The sequence below is a fragment of the Photobacterium sp. Alg240-V54 genome (genome assembly GCF_900537155.1).
In the GTDB taxonomy this organism is placed as follows: Bacteria; Pseudomonadota; Gammaproteobacteria; order Enterobacterales; family Vibrionaceae; genus Photobacterium.
Map to the genome: position 1 here is coordinate 38,037 of NZ_UNRL01000002.1, position 17,095 is coordinate 55,131.

Sequence of the window (17,095 nt, forward strand, 5' to 3'; positions counted from 1 at the left end):
GATACAGCAATGATTAAATGGTTTAAATCCGGTTCACCATGGATTTGGTTAACAGCAGGCGCAGTCAGTTTAAGCTTGGTGGCGGTGCTTGGCTTATTATTATTGATTGGCTACAAAGGCTTAAGTTATTTTTGGCCAGCGCCAGTGTATCAGTTTGATGTTAACCTTAATGGTAAGCATCAGGTGGTGATTGGTGAGCTTTATCAGCGAACTATGGTACCAGTCGATCAACTCGCTGATGCTGGAATCGATGTCAGTCAGTTTACTCAAGATAGCGTGCCGCGTTATTTGATTAAAACCGGTAATCGAGGTCAGGGCGCATTAGATTTCTTAACCGTATTAAGCACTCAAATTGTTGATCAAAAAATTGCCAATAATATTGCCGTGGTCGATCGTGAAAGTAATGGTAAGTTTTATGGTTATCCGCTTCATGTGATTGAAGCGGGTGAGCCGCAGCCGTTATCACAGTTACCTGATGCATTAGCACAAGCAGATAAAGTGCGATCTGAATTACGCTCATTGCAAAGTAATGAGATTGCCAACATTAACTGGCATTTAGAACGCTTAAGAATTGAAAAACGGCGGCTAGAATTAAGCGGTAAACTCACCGCTGCAGATGGCTTACGCATTGATCGTGAGCAAGCCAATTACAATACGATTTATAAGAACATTGAGAATCGGTTATTTACGCTGCAACGGCAACTCGATAACGATGCTTTGGTATTACGCGATCAAAATGGCACCGATGTGACTATTCCAATGATGCAAGTGTTGGATATGTGGCGGCCTAATAATTTATCGTGGTTTGAAAAAGTACAGCACTGGGGTCATCAGGTTTATAAGTTTTTAACCGACGCACCACGTGAAGCTAATACTGAAGGCGGGGTGTTTCCTGCCATTTTTGGTACGGTATTTATGGTGTTATTAATGAGCGTGATGGTAACGCCATTAGGGGTGTTGGCTGCGGTTTATTTACATGAGTACGCAAGCAATAATCGGTTAACTAAACTGATTCGGATTGCAGTGATTAACCTCGCCGGTGTGCCATCGATAGTGTATGGCGTTTTTGGATTAGGTTTCTTTGTGTATATGGTGGGTGGCACCATTGATGATGTATTTTTCTCGGCTCAATTGCCAACCCCTACGTTTGGTACGCCGGGCATTTTATGGTCAGCATTAACCCTCGCGATTATGACCTTACCGGTAGTGATTGTGTCAACAGAAGAAGGCTTAGCGCGCATTCCAAGTTCAGTCCGTAATGGCTCATTAGCACTTGGCGCAACCCAAGCTGAAACCTTATGGCGGATTGTATTGCCGATGGCAAGTCCTGCCATCATGACGGGACTTATTTTAGCGGTGGCGCGTGCGGCAGGTGAAGTTGCGCCATTGATGCTGGTGGGGGTGGTAAAAATGGCGCCAACATTACCGCTTGATATGCATTTTCCTTATGTTCACTTAGATAGAAAATTCATGCACTTAGGCTACCATGTCTATGATGTTGCATTTCAAAGCCCAAATGTTGAAGCGGCGCGGCCATTAGTCTACGCTACCTCATTTTTATTGGTGACGGTTATTATCAGTTTAAACTTAACCGCTATTGCTATTCGAAATCATCTACGAGAAAAATTTCGCGCCTTAGAGCAGTAATGGTGAGTATTTATAACACGAGATTTAACTATGTATAACGATCATTCACTCTTTACCGATACGTCGCCATCAGGGCTTTTTGCGCCGTTGGATTTATCGTTATTGCCTGATGAAAAAACAGCACTATCGATTGAAGGTTTAAATCTCCATTATGGTCAGACTCAAGCCTTGTTTGATATTAATATGCGCATAGCAAAAGGACAGGTGACAGCCTTTATCGGCCCTTCAGGCTGTGGTAAGTCGACGTTGTTAAGCTGCATTAACCGTATGAATGACCTGATTGATGGTTGCCATATTGACGGTAAGGTCATGCTTCATGGCCAGAATGTGTATGATAAAAATGTCGATGTAGCAGCACTTAGGCGTCAAGTCGGAATGGTATTTCAACGCCCTAATCCGTTCCCAAAGTCAATCTATGAAAATGTGGTTTATGGATTGCGCTTACAAGGGGTTAGCGATCGACGCGTACTTGATGATGCGGTGGAAAATTCACTGCGCTCAGCAGCATTATGGGACGAAGTAAAAGGACGTTTGCATGAAAATGCATTTGGTCTTTCTGGCGGTCAGCAACAACGATTAGTGATCGCGCGTGCGATTGCGATTGAACCTGAAATTCTGTTATTAGATGAGCCCACATCAGCATTGGATCCAATTTCAACCTTAACCATTGAAGAATTGATTAATGATCTTAAGGCTAAATATACCGTTATTATCGTGACACATAACATGCAACAAGCGGCGCGAGTTTCAGATCAAACGGCTTTTATGCATATGGGGGAGCTGGTGGAATATACCAGTACCAATGATATATTTACGACTCCCAAAGAAAAACGCACTGAAGATTATATTACTGGGCGTTATGGTTAAGGAACGACATGATGTTAAATACAATTAGCCTTGGCCGTCATATTTCAGGCCAGTTTAACCATGAATTAGAAAGTATTCGTACCCATGTATTGGCCATGGGAGGCTTGGTTGAGCAACAATTGGCTGATAGTTTAAAAGCGCTGCATAAGCAAGATGAAGAATTAGCCAAGCGCGTGATTAGAGATGATCATAAAGTTAATGCAATGGAAGTTGCGATTGATGAAGCTTGCACGCGTATTATTGCTAAGCGCCAGCCAACGGCCAGTGATTTACGACTGGTAATTGCGATCATTAAAACCATTACTGATTTAGAGCGAATTGGTGATGTCGCTGAAAGTATTGCCAAAGTAGCATCGGAGAGTTTCACTAATAAACAATATAACTTATTAGTGTCATTGGAATCGTTAGGCCAACATGCAGTACGAATGCTGCATGAAACACTTGATGCTTTTGCGAGAATGGATGTTAAAGCTGCGATTGAAGTCTATCAAGAAGATGATCGTATTGATCGTGAATATGAAGCGATCATACGCCAATTAATGACTTATATGATGGAAGAGCCTAATTCGATTCCCAATGTGATGAAGGTGATGTGGGCGGCACGTTCCATTGAGCGAGTTGGCGATCGCTGTCAAAATATCTGCGAATATATTATCTATTTTGTGCAAGGCAAAGATATTCGCCACACTAATCCAGAAGATATTAAAAATATGCTTTAGCAACAAATATTGCTTATGCTGTGGCAGTGCTAAAATGAAGCTACATCATAAAAATAAAAAGGGACGTGATGATCTATTACTAGATAATACGTCCCGAGTTAACCGCTGGTGGTTATTGTTATCACAATTTAAGTTGAGCAACCACTGCGGCAATATTTTCTACGCCTGTAATTGGAATTTCAAAATCATCAATATCAGCGCTCCCCATATGCGCTTGTTTCGCAACTGTCATCATATGCGTTGGACGGGTGGTTTTGCCTGATAGGTGGACTTCATTGATACCTGTGCGAGCAATAATTTCACGTACATTATGACTATTAACCCCAGCACCTGCCATAATCTTTAACCGCTCACCGCAATATTGATGCATTTGGTTAATCATACTAATACCGTCATAGGCATTAGCTTGTAAACCCGAGGTGAGAATTCGTTCACAGCCCGCTGCCATAATCGCATCCAGTGCCGCCATTGGCTCAACACATTGATCAATCGCGCGGTGAAAAGTAACTCCCATTCCTTGAGCTTGTTTAACAAGGCTATTTAAAATATCGCTATCAACCAAGCTCTGTGGGGTTAATACGCCCACCACCACCCCTTGCAGTCGAGCCTGCTTAGCCGCGTAAATATCCGCGAGCATGATTTCAACATCGTCACTGCTAAACAGAAAGTCACCTTGGCGAGGGCGAATCATTGCATAAACTGGAATAGTGGCATATTTAGCTGCGGCCTGCATAAACCCAGCGCTAGGAGTGAGTCCGCCCAGTGCTAACGATGAGCACAATTCAATTCGAGTCGCTCCACCTTGCTCGGCATAATGGAGTGATTCAAGATTATCGATACAAACTTCAACTTGAATAGTCATTGATAATTAACGGTATTGTAAAAAAGGGGTTTCAGTGTAGAAGATAAATGCAGTAGGGGCGAATGGTGGCAGTGAATAATGTGCGCTAGGTTGAAAACGAAAAGGTTGGTTAAAAATAGATAAAAAAAGGGCTCGGTATATTCCGAGCCTCATTCTATTTTTATTTGAGCTGACTTTGGCTCTATGTAGCATTACTGCGATTTATAACACCGTGAGCATGGTGTTAGAGGTAATTATTTCTTACCTAGGTCTGCAGTGTGCTCAGATAGGTAGTCTGCTACACCTTTTGGTGATGCATCCATACCTGCTTTACCTTCTTCCCACTGTGCAGGACATACTTCGCCGTGCTTCTGGTGGAAGTTCAATGCATCAACCATGCGTAGCATTTCATCGATGTTACGACCTAGTGGTAGATCGTTAACTACTTGGTGACGAACTAAGCCGTCTTCATCGATAAGGAAAGAACCACGGAAAGCAACACCCGCTTCTGGATGCTCAACATCGTAAGCCTTGCAGATTTCGTGCTTAATATCAGCAACTAGAGGGTATTTAACTTGACCGATACCGCCGTCTTCAACAGCAGTGTTACGCCATGCGTTGTGCGAGAACTGTGAATCAATTGAAACACCAATCACTTCAACACCTTTCGCTTGGAAATCTTCAAAGCGCTTATCAAAAGCAATTAACTCTGATGGGCATACGAAAGTGAAGTCTAGTGGGTAGAAGAAAACAACAGCTTTCTTACCTTTAGTAAATTCTGCAAAGTTGAATGAATCAACGATTTCGCCATTACCTAGAACAGCTGCAGCAGTAAAATCTGGTGCTTGACGACCTACTAGTACCATTTTGGTGCTCCTTAAATATTTGGTTATTGTCAACCTTTTGGGGCTGACGCCATACTTGGACGAGACAAACTATAGCTAAACTGTTAAATTGAAAAAAGCAGAATAAATAGATTGAAGTAATCGAAAAATACGATGAATAAATTCCCATCACTAAAACAACTCCATTATTTAGTCACTCTATCGGAAACCCATCATTTTGGCGAAGCAGCTAAACGGTGTTTTGTGAGCCAGTCGACATTAAGTTCTGGTATTCAGAATCTTGAGGAGTTACTTGATTGTCATTTAGTAGAACGTGACACCAAGGCAAAAACCTTAGTCTTTACTTCTATGGGTGAACAAGTTGTCGATAGGGCACGTGAGCTATTAGCGTGTAGTCGTGATTTAGTCGAGCTTTCTCGTTGCAGCGGTGATGTGATGGAAGGCCCATTGCGAGTAGGTTGTATTCCCACTATTGCGCCCTTTTTATTGTGTGGTTTAGTGCAGCAAGTCAATATTTTATACCCCAAGCTTAATTTACTCTTGCGGGAAGATACGACAGTTAATTTATTGGAAGCACTTCAGCATGGTGAAATGGATGTGCTAATTTTAGCGCTACCGGTTGATATTCATGGCATGTCGAGCAAGGTCGTTGGCCGTGATGCATTTAAGATGGTGATCAGTAAAAACCAAGCATCTTCAGTAACCATGCCATTACATTATGCTGATTTACCGGATAAATCGGTTTTCTTATTAGAGAAAGAACATTGTTTAACTGAGCATGCCGTTTCTGCGTGTAAATTGACTTCAAAAGAAAAAATAAACCCTTTTACAGCAACAAGTTTACATACATTAGTACAAATGGTTGCCAATGGTTTGGGAACCACATTCATTCCTGAAATGGCAATTAAACATGGCATTTTAGAAAATCAAAACTTAGTCGTTATTGAGCCACCAGGTCAAGATGCATACCGTGATATTGGTTTAGTTTGGCGACCAACATCAAGCCGCACTGCTGTATTTGAAAAGCTGGGTGAGATAGTTAAAGACCTCCTGTAAAGCGGTTTAATTGTAAGTAGTATGACAATAGCCTGAACTAATTATAATAATCACAGCGGTAGTTATTATGATTATTTGGGCTTTTTTGTCGGCAGTATATTGGCTATGGTTATTATTGGTAGTTTTTAGAGCAATAAACTGTTTTTTTACGAATGACTAAAAGATTGTATTATCGAGCGTTCTATCTATAAGTTGCTGTTTTGTTGAATAAATCTGTTTCATCTTGCAAACTAATCCTATTCCTCTCGTTAAACCCTAGATGCAACCTGTTTCATTTCATTGTTTTTTTATAAGTAATTGTATTATCTATCATGTGCTTATGTGTATTTTAAAAATTACTTCCTGTTTTAAACGCGATTTTGAATAAATATTATTATCGCTGTTAATGTAATTAAATTACGTAACCACATACAAAAAACCATTATTTCAATATAAATTTAAATTCCGAGTAAATAGCTAAGATTTTTGTGAATTTGGTATTTTACATATTTGGGTTTTATTTTTAACTTATTGATATTTATCTGTTTGTGTTTTGTGTCTGGTTTTAAAAAGCAGTTATTTATTTGCATTCCGACTATTGTTACGGCAACGTAAATATATGCTTTAAATTGTTTAACAGGGAGTCATTGCTTTTGTTATTGATAAAAGTGGTGATTAAGTTACATGCTGGAGGCGCATATGATAGAAACAGCCATTCAAGCAAATGATCATACTCAGTTATTACTGCAGCAACCTCTGACGGAGCAGCAACAACAGATTATCACCGCTGATGCATTAGCATTTATTGAGCGGTTAGTTGAGCGCTTCGCTGATCGAATTCCATTATTGTTAGAGGCGCGTGAACAGCAGCAATTAGCGATTGATCGCGGCCAACTACCTGATTTCTTACCAGACACGCGTGCTATCAGAGAGTCTGAGTGGAAAATACAAAATATTCCTCATGATTTACAAGATCGCCGTGTAGAAATTACTGGCCCTGTTGATCGTAAAATGGTGATAAATGCTCTAAATGCTAACGTAAAAGTATTTATGGCTGACTTTGAAGATTCCTTTTCACCATCGTGGAATGCCATTATTGATGGCCATCAAAATTTACGCGATGCGGTCAATGGCACCATTAGCTATACCCATCCTCAAACTGGTAAACACTATCAGCTTGAGGGTGATCCCGCGGTATTGATTTGCCGTGTGCGTGGTCTGCATTTAGTTGAAAAAAATATCCTTTGGAATGGCCAGCCGATTCCTGGCGCATTAGTTGATTTCGCGTTGTATTTTTATCTCAATCATCAAGCACTATTAGCTAAAGGCAGCGGTCCTTATTTTTATTTACCAAAGCTACAAGCATATCGAGAGGCTGCTTGGTGGAGTGATGTCTTTAGTTATACCGAAGATGAATTTGGATTAACCCGTGGCACCATCAAGGCAACGGTATTGATTGAAACCTTACCAGCTGCATTTGAGATGGATGAAATATTATTTAATCTCAAAGAACATATCGTCGGATTAAACTGTGGTCGTTGGGATTACATTTTCAGTTATATAAAAACCTTACGTAATTTCCCTGAACGTATTTTGCCTGATCGCCAAGTGGTAACCATGGAGAAACCTTTTCTAAATGCCTATTCACGGTTACTTGTTCGTACTTGTCATCGTCGTGGTGCATTAGCAATGGGAGGCATGGCGGCTTTTATTCCAGCGAAAGAGCCTCAGCAACAAGCATGGGTATTAAATAAGATTCAAACCGACAAAGCCCTTGAAGCCAATAATGGTCACGATGGTACTTGGGTCGCGCATCCTGGGTTAGCTGATACCGCTCGCGCCATTTTTGATGATGTACTCGATCAACGTATTAACCAATTGGATGTCAGCCGTGAGCAAGATGCGCCTATTACTGCGGCAGAATTATTAGCCCCTTGTGATGGGGAACGTACAGAAGCGGGTATGCGGCACAATATTCGTGTGGCTGTGCAATATATTGAAGCATGGATCTCGGGTAATGGTTGTGTGCCTATTTACGGCTTAATGGAAGATGCTGCTACCGCTGAAATAGCACGAGCGTCAATTTGGCAGTGGATTAAACACGGTAAAACGCTATCTAATGGTCAAGTGGTGACTAAGGCATTATTTGCACAAATGTTGACTGAAGAAATGCAAGTATTACAGCAAGAGTTAGGCCAAGAACGTATTGAGAATGGTCGTTTTGAAGAGGCGACGTATTTGATGTCGCACTTAGCGACCAGTGATGAGTTAGATAACTTCTTAACCTTAAAAGGTTATGACTATTTAGTGTAATAACGGATTAGCGCCATATTGACTAGAGGGATATTATTATGACATTAACTCGCCAACAACAAATTGCTGCCCTAGAACAAGATTGGGCTGAAAATCCACGCTGGAAACACGTAAAGCGTACTTACACTGCTGAAGAGGTTGTTAATCTTCGTGGTTCATTTATTCCTGAAAATACTATCGCTCAACGTGGTGCTGATAAATTATGGGAATTGGTCAATGGCAGTGCGAAAAAAGGTTATGTGAACTGTTTAGGCGCGCTAACTGGCGGCCAAGCTGTTCAACAAGCTAAAGCTGGCATTGAAGCGATTTATTTATCAGGCTGGCAAGTTGCTGCTGATAATAATACCGCTTCTGCCATGTACCCTGATCAATCGTTATATCCGGTTGACTCAGTACCTGCGGTGGTGAAGCGTATTAATAACTCTTTCCGTCGTGCCGATCAGATCCAATGGTCTAACGGTGGCTCGCCAGCAGACGGTGTCGATTATTTCTTGCCGATTGTTGCTGATGCCGAGGCGGGTTTTGGTGGCGTACTCAATGCGTATGAATTGATGCGTAATATGATTGAAGCAGGTGCGGCTGGAGTGCACTTTGAAGATCAATTAGCATCGGTGAAAAAATGTGGTCATATGGGCGGCAAGGTTTTAGTGCCGACTCAAGAAGCAGTACAAAAATTAGTTGCCGCACGTTTAGCGGCGGATGTGGCTGGCACCACAACCTTAGTGATTGCACGAACCGATGCCAATGCAGCTGATTTGCTAACATCTGATTGCGATCCGTATGATAAAGACTTTATTATCGGCGATCGCTCTGCCGAAGGTTTTTATCGTGTGCGTGCAGGCATTGATCAAGCCATTGCGCGTGGTTTAGCTTATGCACCGTATGCTGATTTAATTTGGTGTGAAACGGCAAAGCCCTGTTTAGAAGAAGCGCGTAAATTCGCAGAAGCGATTCATGAGCAATACCCAGATCAGTTATTAGCGTATAACTGTTCACCTTCGTTTAACTGGGAAAAGAATTTAGACGCTGAAACTATCGCTAAATTCCAACAAGAATTAGCCGACATGGGTTATAAGTACCAGTTTATTACGCTAGCGGGTATTCATAATATGTGGTTCAACATGTTTGAGTTAGCACATGCTTACGCGCAAGGCGAAGGTATGCGCCATTATGTTGAAAAAGTACAGCGTCCTGAGTTTGAAGCGGCGAATAAAGGCTATACTTTTGTTGCTCATCAGCAGGAAGTGGGAACGGGCTATTTTGATACCATGACCAATACTATTCAAGGTGGCAACTCGTCAGTAACCGCACTGACAGGATCAACCGAAGAAGAACAGTTTAAGTAATCATAGTTAATAAATGATTCATCTATCGAGGGGAGCATTATGCTCCCTTTTTGATCGTGGTTATTAGTCACGTTCGATGTCGATATCACCAATATCACTCAGATCATCAAGCCGATCTTGTTCTTGCTCTAGCGGATCGATTTCATCTTGCATTTCAAGCAATGTCACAGCGATAGCGACAAAATCACTGTTGGTAATAATGCCAACCAGTTGCTGATTATCAACCACTGGTAAACAACCAATCTGATGTTTTTGCATATACAGTGCCGCTTCTTTAAGGCCGGCATGGCTATCAACACTAAAAACATCACGATTCATGCAATGTTCCAGTAATACCTCTAGTGGTGAGTGGCTATGGGGGGCAATCACGGATTTTAAATTAGAGTCTTGAGCGGCAAGCACATCGCGTTGAGAAATTAACCCTAATAGATGGTGATTATGATCGGTGATCGGTATATGGCGAATAGACAGGGTTTGCATCATCTCTTTAGCATCAAGCAAAGTATCATTGCGAGATAATGTATGTGGTTTGGGCGTCATCATATCGGCAACAGTAAACATAGAAACCTCCTGTTTTTATACGATTGCTAATTGTTTTTTGCTGATTTACTGGTTTGAATGTAGCGAATTATTGGTGGCTATCCCATGATCATGGTCATAAATTTCAAATGTCACCAATGATTAACTGTTCGCTATTATGTGTAAATCAAGACAGCAGCGATTATTTGACAGCGGTTTTATTATCGAAAATCCGCTTTAATTGCCACGGGGTTTCGCATCTTTGGTGGAGTTAAGTATAATGCCCGCCTGCTGTTATTTAAGGCGTATTACGATGCAAGTTTCTGATTTTGATTTTGAGTTACCAGACGAGCTGATTGCTCGCTACCCACAACCTGAGCGTACTGCGAGTCGTTTGCTACATATGACGGGCAATAGCGGTGAATTAGCACATAAAGGTTTTAAAGATGTGTTAGATCTGGTTGAGGCTGGAGATTTATTAGTTTTTAATAATACCCGTGTTATTCCTGCGCGTATGTATGGTCATAAAGCGTCTGGTGGTAAAATTGAAGTGTTGGTTGAGCGGATGTTAGATGATAAATCTATTTTGGCTCACGTACGCGCATCTAAACCGCCAAAGCCTGGTAATGAATTATTATTAGGTGAGCATGGTGAGTTTTCTGCCGAAATGGTTGCTCGCCACGATACGCTGTTTGAGATTCGTTTTAACAGTGATAAAACGGTGCTGGAAATTTTAGAACAGGTAGGGCATATGCCGTTACCTCCTTATATTGATCGCCCCGATGAAGATGCCGATAAAGAGCGTTACCAAACGGTATATAACGCTAAACCAGGTGCGGTAGCTGCACCAACGGCGGGTTTGCATTTTGACGATAAACTGATGGCGGATTTAAAAGCCAAAGGGGTTAATTTTGCTTTTGTTACTCTGCATGTTGGCGCGGGTACTTTTCAGCCGGTACGTGTTGATGACATTAATGATCATCATATGCACTCTGAATATGTTGAAGTGCCACCAGAAGTGGTGACGGCGGTTAATCAAACTCGTGCTAATGGCGGTCGAATTATTGCTGTGGGTACCACATCTGTACGCTCATTAGAAAGTGCGGCGCAAGATGCGCTGAAGAATGGCACTGAGCTCAAGCCATTTTTTGGTGATACGGAAATCTTTATTTACCCAGGCTACCAATTCCAGTTAGTGGATGTATTAATCACTAATTTCCACTTACCAGAATCAACTCTGATTATGTTGGTAAGTGCATTTGCAGGTTATGAGCATACGATGAATGCTTATCATCAAGCGGTTGCTAATCAATATCGTTTCTTTAGTTACGGCGATTCGATGTTTATTACCCGTAAAAATATGTGATATTGATTACGTTAACACTTATTAAAAATTAAGTATTTAGGCTGCTTTTTGTTACAATTGCAGCCTTTGTTGCCTCTGCTACATGAGATAAATTTATTTCTGTAGAATTTACAACATAATAAATGCTTTTGGCTGCGGTTGAGCGTTACTATCATTGCTAGTAATTCGAGGCTGTCAGTAGCAATGGTCGTTATTAACGGCCATTATTTTTGTGGCTGATCAGGCAATCGCCTGTGGGGCTTAATCCTGTAATGGGAACCTGTCAGATTGTTTCTCTGGCTTTTGGAGGTCTTGTGAAATTTGAATTAGATAAAACTCAAGGTCGCGCACGTCGCGGTCGTTTGCAGTTTGAACGTGGAACAGTAGAAACACCAGCATTTATGCCTGTAGGTACTTACGGTACTGTAAAAGGCATGACACCTGAAGAAGTGGAAGATACTGGTGCTCAAATTATTCTAGGTAATACGTTCCATTTATGGTTACGTCCTGGACAAGAAGTGATGAAGATGCACGGCGACTTGCATGACTTTATGCAATGGAAAGGCCCAATCTTAACCGATTCAGGCGGCTTCCAAGTATTTAGCCTTGGTGCATTACGCAAAATCACTGAAGAAGGTGTTCATTTCCGTAACCCTGTTAACGGTGACAAGATTTTCATGGATGCTGAAAAGTCGATGGAAATTCAAAAAGACCTTGGTTCAGATATCGTAATGATCTTTGACGAATGTACGCCATATCCTGCGACTCACGATGAAGCTAAAAAGTCGATGGAGATGTCTCTTCGTTGGGCTCAACGTAGCCGCAACCACTTTGATAAGCTTGAAAATCCAAATGCTCTATTTGGTATTGTTCAAGGTGGTGTATACGAAGATCTACGTGATGTATCAGTTGCAGGCCTAACCAAGATTGGTTTTGATGGTTATGCAGTTGGCGGTTTGGCGGTGGGTGAGCCAAAAGAAGACATGCACCGTGTTCTTGAGCATACATGTCCACAACTACCAGAAGATAAGCCTCGCTACCTGATGGGTGTAGGTAAGCCTGAAGACCTAGTTGAAGGTGTGCGTCGCGGTATCGATATGTTTGACTGTGTAATGCCAACGCGAAATGCGCGAAATGCACACTTGTTTGTGACTGGCGGTGTGATCAAGATCCGTAATGCGAAACATAAAACAGATACAACACCACTAGATCCTGATTGTGACTGTTACACTTGTCGTCATTATTCAAAAGCGTATTTATATCACCTAGATAAATGTAATGAGATTCTAGGTGCACGCTTAAATACTATTCACAACTTACGTTACTACCAACGTTTAATGGCAAGTATTCGTAAGTCGATTGAAGAAGATCGTTTCGATGCATTTGTAGAAGAATTCTACGCGCGTCGTGACCGTGAAGTTCCACCATTACAAATTGTATAAATCATAATAAATCGAGGACGTTATAAATGAGCTTTTTTATCTCTCAAGCACATGCAGCATCTGAAGGCGCTGCTCAAGGTGGTTCACCGTACCAGTTATTCATTATGCTGGGTCTGTTTGCTGTTATCTTCTACTTCATGATTTACCGTCCACAAGCTAAGCGTGTTAAAGAACACAAAACGCTAATGAGCTCGATGAGTAAAGGCGATGAAGTAATGACTAACGGTGGTCTTTTAGGCCGCATTACTAAGTCATCATCTGAAAGTGATTACATCGTTCTTGCGCTAAACGACAGTACTGAAGTAACTATCAAAAAAGACTTCATTACTGCAGTTTTGCCAAAAGGCACCATGAAGTCTCTATAAGACGCTAAAAAATATTCGCTTTGAAGGATCATAGCAGTGCTTAACCGATACCCTCTGTGGAAGAACTTGTTAGTGTTGTTCGCACTAATTATAGGTTTGCTTTATGCACTTCCCAACGTATACGGTGAAGATCCAGCGATTCAAGTAACTGGGGCGCGTGGCGCCTCAGTTACTATGAGCGCTTTGGATACTGTCACCGAAGATTTAAAAAAGAACAATATCCCTTATAAGTCAGTTGTGTTTGAAAAAGGCTCAATACTGGTCCGCTTCAACGATACTGATACTCAAATCAGCGCTCGCGATATTCTAAATAGTGAATTAGGTGATAATTATATTGTTGCTCTAAATCTCGCACCTTCAACACCGTCTTGGCTAGAAGCTATTGGTGCTACACCAATGAAGCTTGGTCTTGATTTGCGTGGTGGGGTTCATTTCCTTATGGAAGTGGATATGGATGCGGCGATGGAAAAACTATTAGGCCAGCAAGAAGAAACTTTCAGAGCTGAACTACGCCAACAGAAAATTCGCTATCGTGCCATCGATAAAACTAAACAAACGGTCTCTGTACGTTTACGTGATGCTGCTCAATTAGAGCAAGCAAAAGCGGTATTAGAGCCACTTCATCCTGATATGGTATTTACTGAAACAGATACCAAAGGACGTTTTGTTTTAACCGCTGGTTTTTCTGAAGCACGTCTTCAAGAAATTCGTAACTATGCTGTTGAGCAAAACATTACTATTTTACGTAACCGTGTTAATGAATTAGGTGTTGCCGAGCCATTAGTACAACGTCAGGGCGCTAACCGAATTGTGGTTGAGCTACCGGGTGTTCAAGATACTGCGCGCGCTAAAGAAATTTTAGGTGCAACTGCTACGCTTGAGTTCCGTGAAGTGGACAGTAATGCTGATCTTGGTGCTGCAGCCGCAGGGCGAGTACCTGCGGGCAGTGAAGTGAAGATGACCCGTGATGGTCGTCCAGCAGTATTGAAAAAACGCGTTATTCTAGCGGGTTCTCATATTACAGATGCGACTTCAAGTGCAGATGAATATGGTCGTCCACAGGTGAATATTTCGCTAGATACTGAAGGCGGTAGTAAAATGACGGCGTTCTCACGTAATAATGTCGGCAAATTAATGGCGACAGTCTTTACTGAGTACAAAGACAGCGGTGATCGTACACCTGAAGGTAAGGTCATACTTGAAAAGCACGAAGAAGTAATCAACCAAGCGACCATTCAAACGGCACTTGGACGTAACTTCCGCATTACAGGTATTGATTCTCAGCCGGAAGCACATAACCTTGCGCTATTGTTACGTGCTGGTGCTCTGATTGCGCCTATTTCGATCGTTGAAGAACGTACAATTGGTCCATCTATGGGTCAACAAAATATCGATATGGGTATTCAGGCATGTATCTGGGGTATGGTAGCTGTAATGCTATTTACCTTATTGTACTACCGTGGCTTTGGTTTAATTGCCAACTTAGCACTGATGATGAATCTGGTATTGATTATTGGTGTAATGTCGATGATCCCAGGTGCAACCATGACCTTGCCTGGTATTGCCGGTATTGTATTAACCGTCGGTATGGCTGTTGATGCTAACGTGCTTATCTTTGAGCGTATTCGTGAAGAATTACGTGAAGGCCGAAGCCCTCAGCAAGCGATACAACAAGGTTATGCCAATGCGTTTAGTACCATTGCCGATGCCAATATCACCACCTTAATGACAGCAATTATTTTGTTTGCAGTCGGTACAGGTGCAATTAAAGGTTTTGCAGTGACATTATCGATCGGTATTTTAACCTCGATGTTTACCGCAATAGTCGGTACTCGTGCTGTGGTTAACTTAATCTATGGCGGTAAACGCATAGATAAGTTGTCAATCTAGGAGGACGCATAAATGAAACAGTTATTGAATAGCGATAAAGTTACCGATTTTATGCGTTGGTCAAAATTAGCGTTTATTTTCTCGCTAATGATGATTACAGCTTCTATTGCGACAATATCAACCAAAGGCTTGAATTGGGGCTTAGACTTTACTGGCGGTACGCTGATTGAAGTCAGCTTTAAAGAGCCAGCCGATTTACCGTTAATTCGAGAGTCATTAGCAAAATCAGGTTTTGGCGATGCCATCGTGCAGAACTTTGGTACTGCGCGTGATGTGATGGTGCGATTGCAACCTCGTGATGGAATTAAAGGCGAAATTCTGGGTAACCAGATCATTGATGCTCTAAAGACCGGAACTGGCCAGCAAGTTGAAATGCGCCGAGTGGAATTTGTTGGTCCCAATGTCGGTGATGAACTCGCCGAAGCGGGTGGCTTGGCAATTCTTATTGCATTGCTGTGTATTCTGCTTTATGTCTCTGTGCGTTTTGAATGGCGTTTAGCCGCAGGTGCGGTGTTGTCATTGGCGCACGATATTATTATTACTGTTGGTATTTTCTCGATTTTACAAATCGAAGTTGATTTAACGATTGTGGCAGCATTGTTAACAGTAGTGGGTTATTCACTTAACGATACTATCGTGGTATTTGACCGTATTCGAGAAAATTTCCGTAAGATGCGTAAGCAAACTGCTGAAGAAATTATGAACTGCTCACTTTCTCAAACATTGAGCCGAACATTAATTACTTCTAGTACCACCTTGTTTGTTGTTATTGCGTTGTTCTTAAAAGGCGGCGCAATGATTCAAGGGTTTGCATTAGCATTATTGATTGGTATTACTGTCGGTACTTACTCTTCAATCTATGTGGCATCAGCGTTAGCGCTTAAATTGGGTATCACCCGTGAGCACTTAATGCCGACACCATTAGATAAAGAAGGTGAAGAAATTGATGCGATGCCATAGCCGTAAGTAGTTGCTACTATCGGTAAAGTCATCATTAATTATACGGAGTCTTCGGGCTCCGTTTTTTATGGGTAACAAAAAACGCCCTGCTGTTAATATCAGCAGGGCGTTTTTATTTAGCGGGTTGTAATCAATGATTACTTAGCCAGAGCGTCGCTACCGAATTCACGGATTTTAGCAAGCATTGGCTTAACTACACGTGCGTTACCAGCAACAATGTTGCCAGTTGTTAGGTAGTTAGTATTACCCGTAAAGTCAGCACAGATAGCACCAGCTTCACGCGCGATTAATTCACCAGCAGCAAGTTCCCAAGGCTTTTGGCCTAACTTGAATACACCGTCAACACGGCCAGCAGCTAGGTAACAAAGATCCAATGCAGTACAACCTGATTGACGCATGTCATCACATTCTACAAATAAAGCATTTTGGATTTTTAGGTAACTTTCAGCGTGTTGTTTAGCAGCAAAAGGAAGACCTGTTGCTAACACAGTACCAGTTAGATCACGTGGCTGAGATGCACGTAGACGTAGGCTGTTAAGTTGCGCGCCTGCGCCACGAGTAGCCGTGAATAGTTCGTTACGAGCTGGGTCGTAAACTGCAGCAACTTCTGTACGACCACGCATGCGTAGTGCAATAGAAACTGCATAGTGAGGGTAACCGCGAACGAAGTTCTTGGTGCCATCCACTGGGTCAATAATCCACTGACACTCTTTGTCACGTCCTTCTTTCGTACCAGACTCAGCTGCAATGATGCAGTGATCAGGGTAAGATTTTAGGATTGTCTCGATGATGATAGCTTCTGCTTCATGATCGATATTGGTAACAACATCATTACCTTTATTAGCAACCTCAATAGATTGAGGTTTTTCTAGAGATTTAATGACATGGTCACCAGCCTTTCGCACAGCGCGAATGGCAATATTAAGCATCGGATGCATAGGATTTTCCCAACGGATGTTAA

General features: G+C 41.9%; 15 protein-coding genes. 11 read left to right on the forward strand and 4 right to left on the reverse strand.

Annotated elements, in window-relative coordinates:
* The first annotated feature begins 9 nt into the window (after positions 1–9).
* From pstA to phoU, 3 genes are read left to right on the forward strand one after another with little or no spacing between them, the layout of a single operon-like run.
* Complete coding sequence (gene pstA / locus G6R09_RS05625; RefSeq protein ID WP_163921141.1) at positions 10–1,647, forward strand: phosphate ABC transporter permease PstA; 1,638 nt, start codon at positions 10–12, stop codon at positions 1,645–1,647.
* Positions 1,648–1,677: 30 nt separating this feature from the next.
* Positions 1,678–2,514, forward strand: coding sequence for a phosphate ABC transporter ATP-binding protein PstB (gene pstB, locus G6R09_RS05630; protein WP_065167393.1), 837 nt, complete (start codon positions 1,678–1,680; stop codon positions 2,512–2,514).
* An 11-nt stretch (positions 2,515–2,525) separates the two neighbouring features.
* Positions 2,526–3,233 carry a phosphate signaling complex protein PhoU gene (gene phoU, locus G6R09_RS05635; RefSeq protein ID WP_065167394.1) on the forward strand — a complete coding sequence of 236 codons (708 nt, stop codon included), beginning with the start codon at positions 2,526–2,528 and terminating at the stop codon, positions 3,231–3,233.
* Between the two features lie 121 nt (positions 3,234–3,354).
* Here the strand turns inward: phoU and G6R09_RS05640 are convergent, their stop codons facing one another.
* Both G6R09_RS05640 and G6R09_RS05645 read right to left on the reverse strand, forming a co-directional pair.
* Positions 3,355–4,095: a copper homeostasis protein CutC gene (locus G6R09_RS05640; protein WP_163921143.1), complete on the reverse strand. Its 741-nt coding sequence runs from the start codon at positions 4,093–4,095 to the stop codon at positions 3,355–3,357.
* A 233-nt stretch (positions 4,096–4,328) separates the two neighbouring features.
* A complete protein-coding gene (locus G6R09_RS05645) occupies positions 4,329–4,940 on the reverse strand; it encodes a peroxiredoxin C (protein ID WP_065167396.1) in 612 nt (203 codons plus the stop codon).
* Positions 4,941–5,072: 132 nt separating this feature from the next.
* On the opposite strand from G6R09_RS05645, the gene G6R09_RS05650 reads away from it, so the two are divergent.
* The 3 genes from G6R09_RS05650 to aceA all read left to right on the forward strand — a co-directional run bounded on the left by G6R09_RS05650 (position 5,073) and on the right by aceA (position 9,613).
* Positions 5,073–5,975 (forward strand): hydrogen peroxide-inducible genes activator, encoded by a 903-nt coding sequence (locus tag G6R09_RS05650; protein WP_163921145.1) that lies wholly within the window; start codon positions 5,073–5,075, stop codon positions 5,973–5,975.
* 678 nt (positions 5,976–6,653) lie between these two features.
* Entirely contained in the window at positions 6,654–8,267 is a 1,614-nt protein-coding gene (gene aceB, locus G6R09_RS05655; RefSeq protein WP_163921148.1) for a malate synthase A, read from the forward strand.
* Positions 8,268–8,305: 38 nt separating this feature from the next.
* Entirely contained in the window at positions 8,306–9,613 is a 1,308-nt protein-coding gene (gene aceA, locus G6R09_RS05660; protein ID WP_060998979.1) for an isocitrate lyase, read from the forward strand.
* Positions 9,614–9,676: 63 nt separating this feature from the next.
* Here aceA and G6R09_RS05665 read toward each other — a convergent pair whose 3' ends face one another.
* Positions 9,677–10,174: a CBS domain-containing protein gene (locus tag G6R09_RS05665; protein WP_065176920.1), complete on the reverse strand. Its 498-nt coding sequence runs from the start codon at positions 10,172–10,174 to the stop codon at positions 9,677–9,679.
* Positions 10,175–10,445: 271 nt separating this feature from the next.
* Between G6R09_RS05665 and queA the strand changes: the two genes are divergently transcribed.
* The 5 genes from queA to secF all read left to right on the forward strand — a co-directional run bounded on the left by queA (position 10,446) and on the right by secF (position 16,134).
* On the forward strand, positions 10,446–11,498 hold the full coding sequence (queA, locus tag G6R09_RS05670; protein ID WP_065167400.1) for a tRNA preQ1(34) S-adenosylmethionine ribosyltransferase-isomerase QueA: 1,053 nt from the start codon (positions 10,446–10,448) through the stop codon (positions 11,496–11,498).
* Between the two features lie 251 nt (positions 11,499–11,749).
* Complete coding sequence (tgt, locus tag G6R09_RS05675) at positions 11,750–12,919, forward strand: tRNA guanosine(34) transglycosylase Tgt (protein WP_082955685.1); 1,170 nt, start codon at positions 11,750–11,752, stop codon at positions 12,917–12,919.
* 26 nt (positions 12,920–12,945) lie between these two features.
* Positions 12,946–13,284, forward strand: a complete 339-nt coding sequence (gene yajC, locus G6R09_RS05680) for a preprotein translocase subunit YajC (protein WP_065167402.1) — start codon at positions 12,946–12,948, stop codon at positions 13,282–13,284.
* Between the two features lie 36 nt (positions 13,285–13,320).
* On the forward strand, positions 13,321–15,174 hold the full coding sequence (gene secD / locus G6R09_RS05685) for a protein translocase subunit SecD (protein ID WP_065167403.1): 1,854 nt from the start codon (positions 13,321–13,323) through the stop codon (positions 15,172–15,174).
* 12 nt (positions 15,175–15,186) lie between these two features.
* On the forward strand, positions 15,187–16,134 hold the full coding sequence (gene secF / locus G6R09_RS05690) for a protein translocase subunit SecF (protein ID WP_163921151.1): 948 nt from the start codon (positions 15,187–15,189) through the stop codon (positions 16,132–16,134).
* A 137-nt stretch (positions 16,135–16,271) separates the two neighbouring features.
* On the opposite strand, the gene suhB is transcribed toward secF, so the two are convergent.
* Positions 16,272–17,072, reverse strand: coding sequence for an inositol-1-monophosphatase (gene suhB, locus G6R09_RS05695; protein WP_060998992.1), 801 nt, complete (start codon positions 17,070–17,072; stop codon positions 16,272–16,274).
* Positions 17,073–17,095 lie beyond the last annotated feature (23 nt).

What these genes read in the sequence shown, in the direction of transcription:
- G6R09_RS05640 (WP_163921143.1), bottom strand. Translation starts at nt 4,095, where the DNA reads ATGACTATTCAAGTTGAAGTTTGTATCGATAATCTTGAATCACTCCAT.
- aceA (WP_060998979.1), top strand. Translation starts at nt 8,306, where the DNA reads ATGACATTAACTCGCCAACAACAAATTGCTGCCCTAGAACAAGATTGG.
- queA (WP_065167400.1), top strand. Translation starts at nt 10,446, where the DNA reads ATGCAAGTTTCTGATTTTGATTTTGAGTTACCAGACGAGCTGATTGCT.
- yajC (WP_065167402.1), top strand. Translation starts at nt 12,946, where the DNA reads ATGAGCTTTTTTATCTCTCAAGCACATGCAGCATCTGAAGGCGCTGCT.
- aceB (WP_163921148.1), top strand. Translation starts at nt 6,654, where the DNA reads ATGATAGAAACAGCCATTCAAGCAAATGATCATACTCAGTTATTACTG.
- phoU (WP_065167394.1), top strand. Translation starts at nt 2,526, where the DNA reads ATGTTAAATACAATTAGCCTTGGCCGTCATATTTCAGGCCAGTTTAAC.
- G6R09_RS05645 (WP_065167396.1), bottom strand. Translation starts at nt 4,940, where the DNA reads ATGGTACTAGTAGGTCGTCAAGCACCAGATTTTACTGCTGCAGCTGTT.
- suhB (WP_060998992.1), bottom strand. Translation starts at nt 17,072, where the DNA reads ATGCATCCGATGCTTAATATTGCCATTCGCGCTGTGCGAAAGGCTGGT.
- G6R09_RS05650 (WP_163921145.1), top strand. Translation starts at nt 5,073, where the DNA reads ATGAATAAATTCCCATCACTAAAACAACTCCATTATTTAGTCACTCTA.
- pstA (WP_163921141.1), top strand. Translation starts at nt 10, where the DNA reads ATGATTAAATGGTTTAAATCCGGTTCACCATGGATTTGGTTAACAGCA.
- secF (WP_163921151.1), top strand. Translation starts at nt 15,187, where the DNA reads ATGAAACAGTTATTGAATAGCGATAAAGTTACCGATTTTATGCGTTGG.
- pstB (WP_065167393.1), top strand. Translation starts at nt 1,678, where the DNA reads ATGTATAACGATCATTCACTCTTTACCGATACGTCGCCATCAGGGCTT.
- tgt (WP_082955685.1), top strand. Translation starts at nt 11,750, where the DNA reads ATGGGAACCTGTCAGATTGTTTCTCTGGCTTTTGGAGGTCTTGTGAAA.
- G6R09_RS05665 (WP_065176920.1), bottom strand. Translation starts at nt 10,174, where the DNA reads ATGTTTACTGTTGCCGATATGATGACGCCCAAACCACATACATTATCT.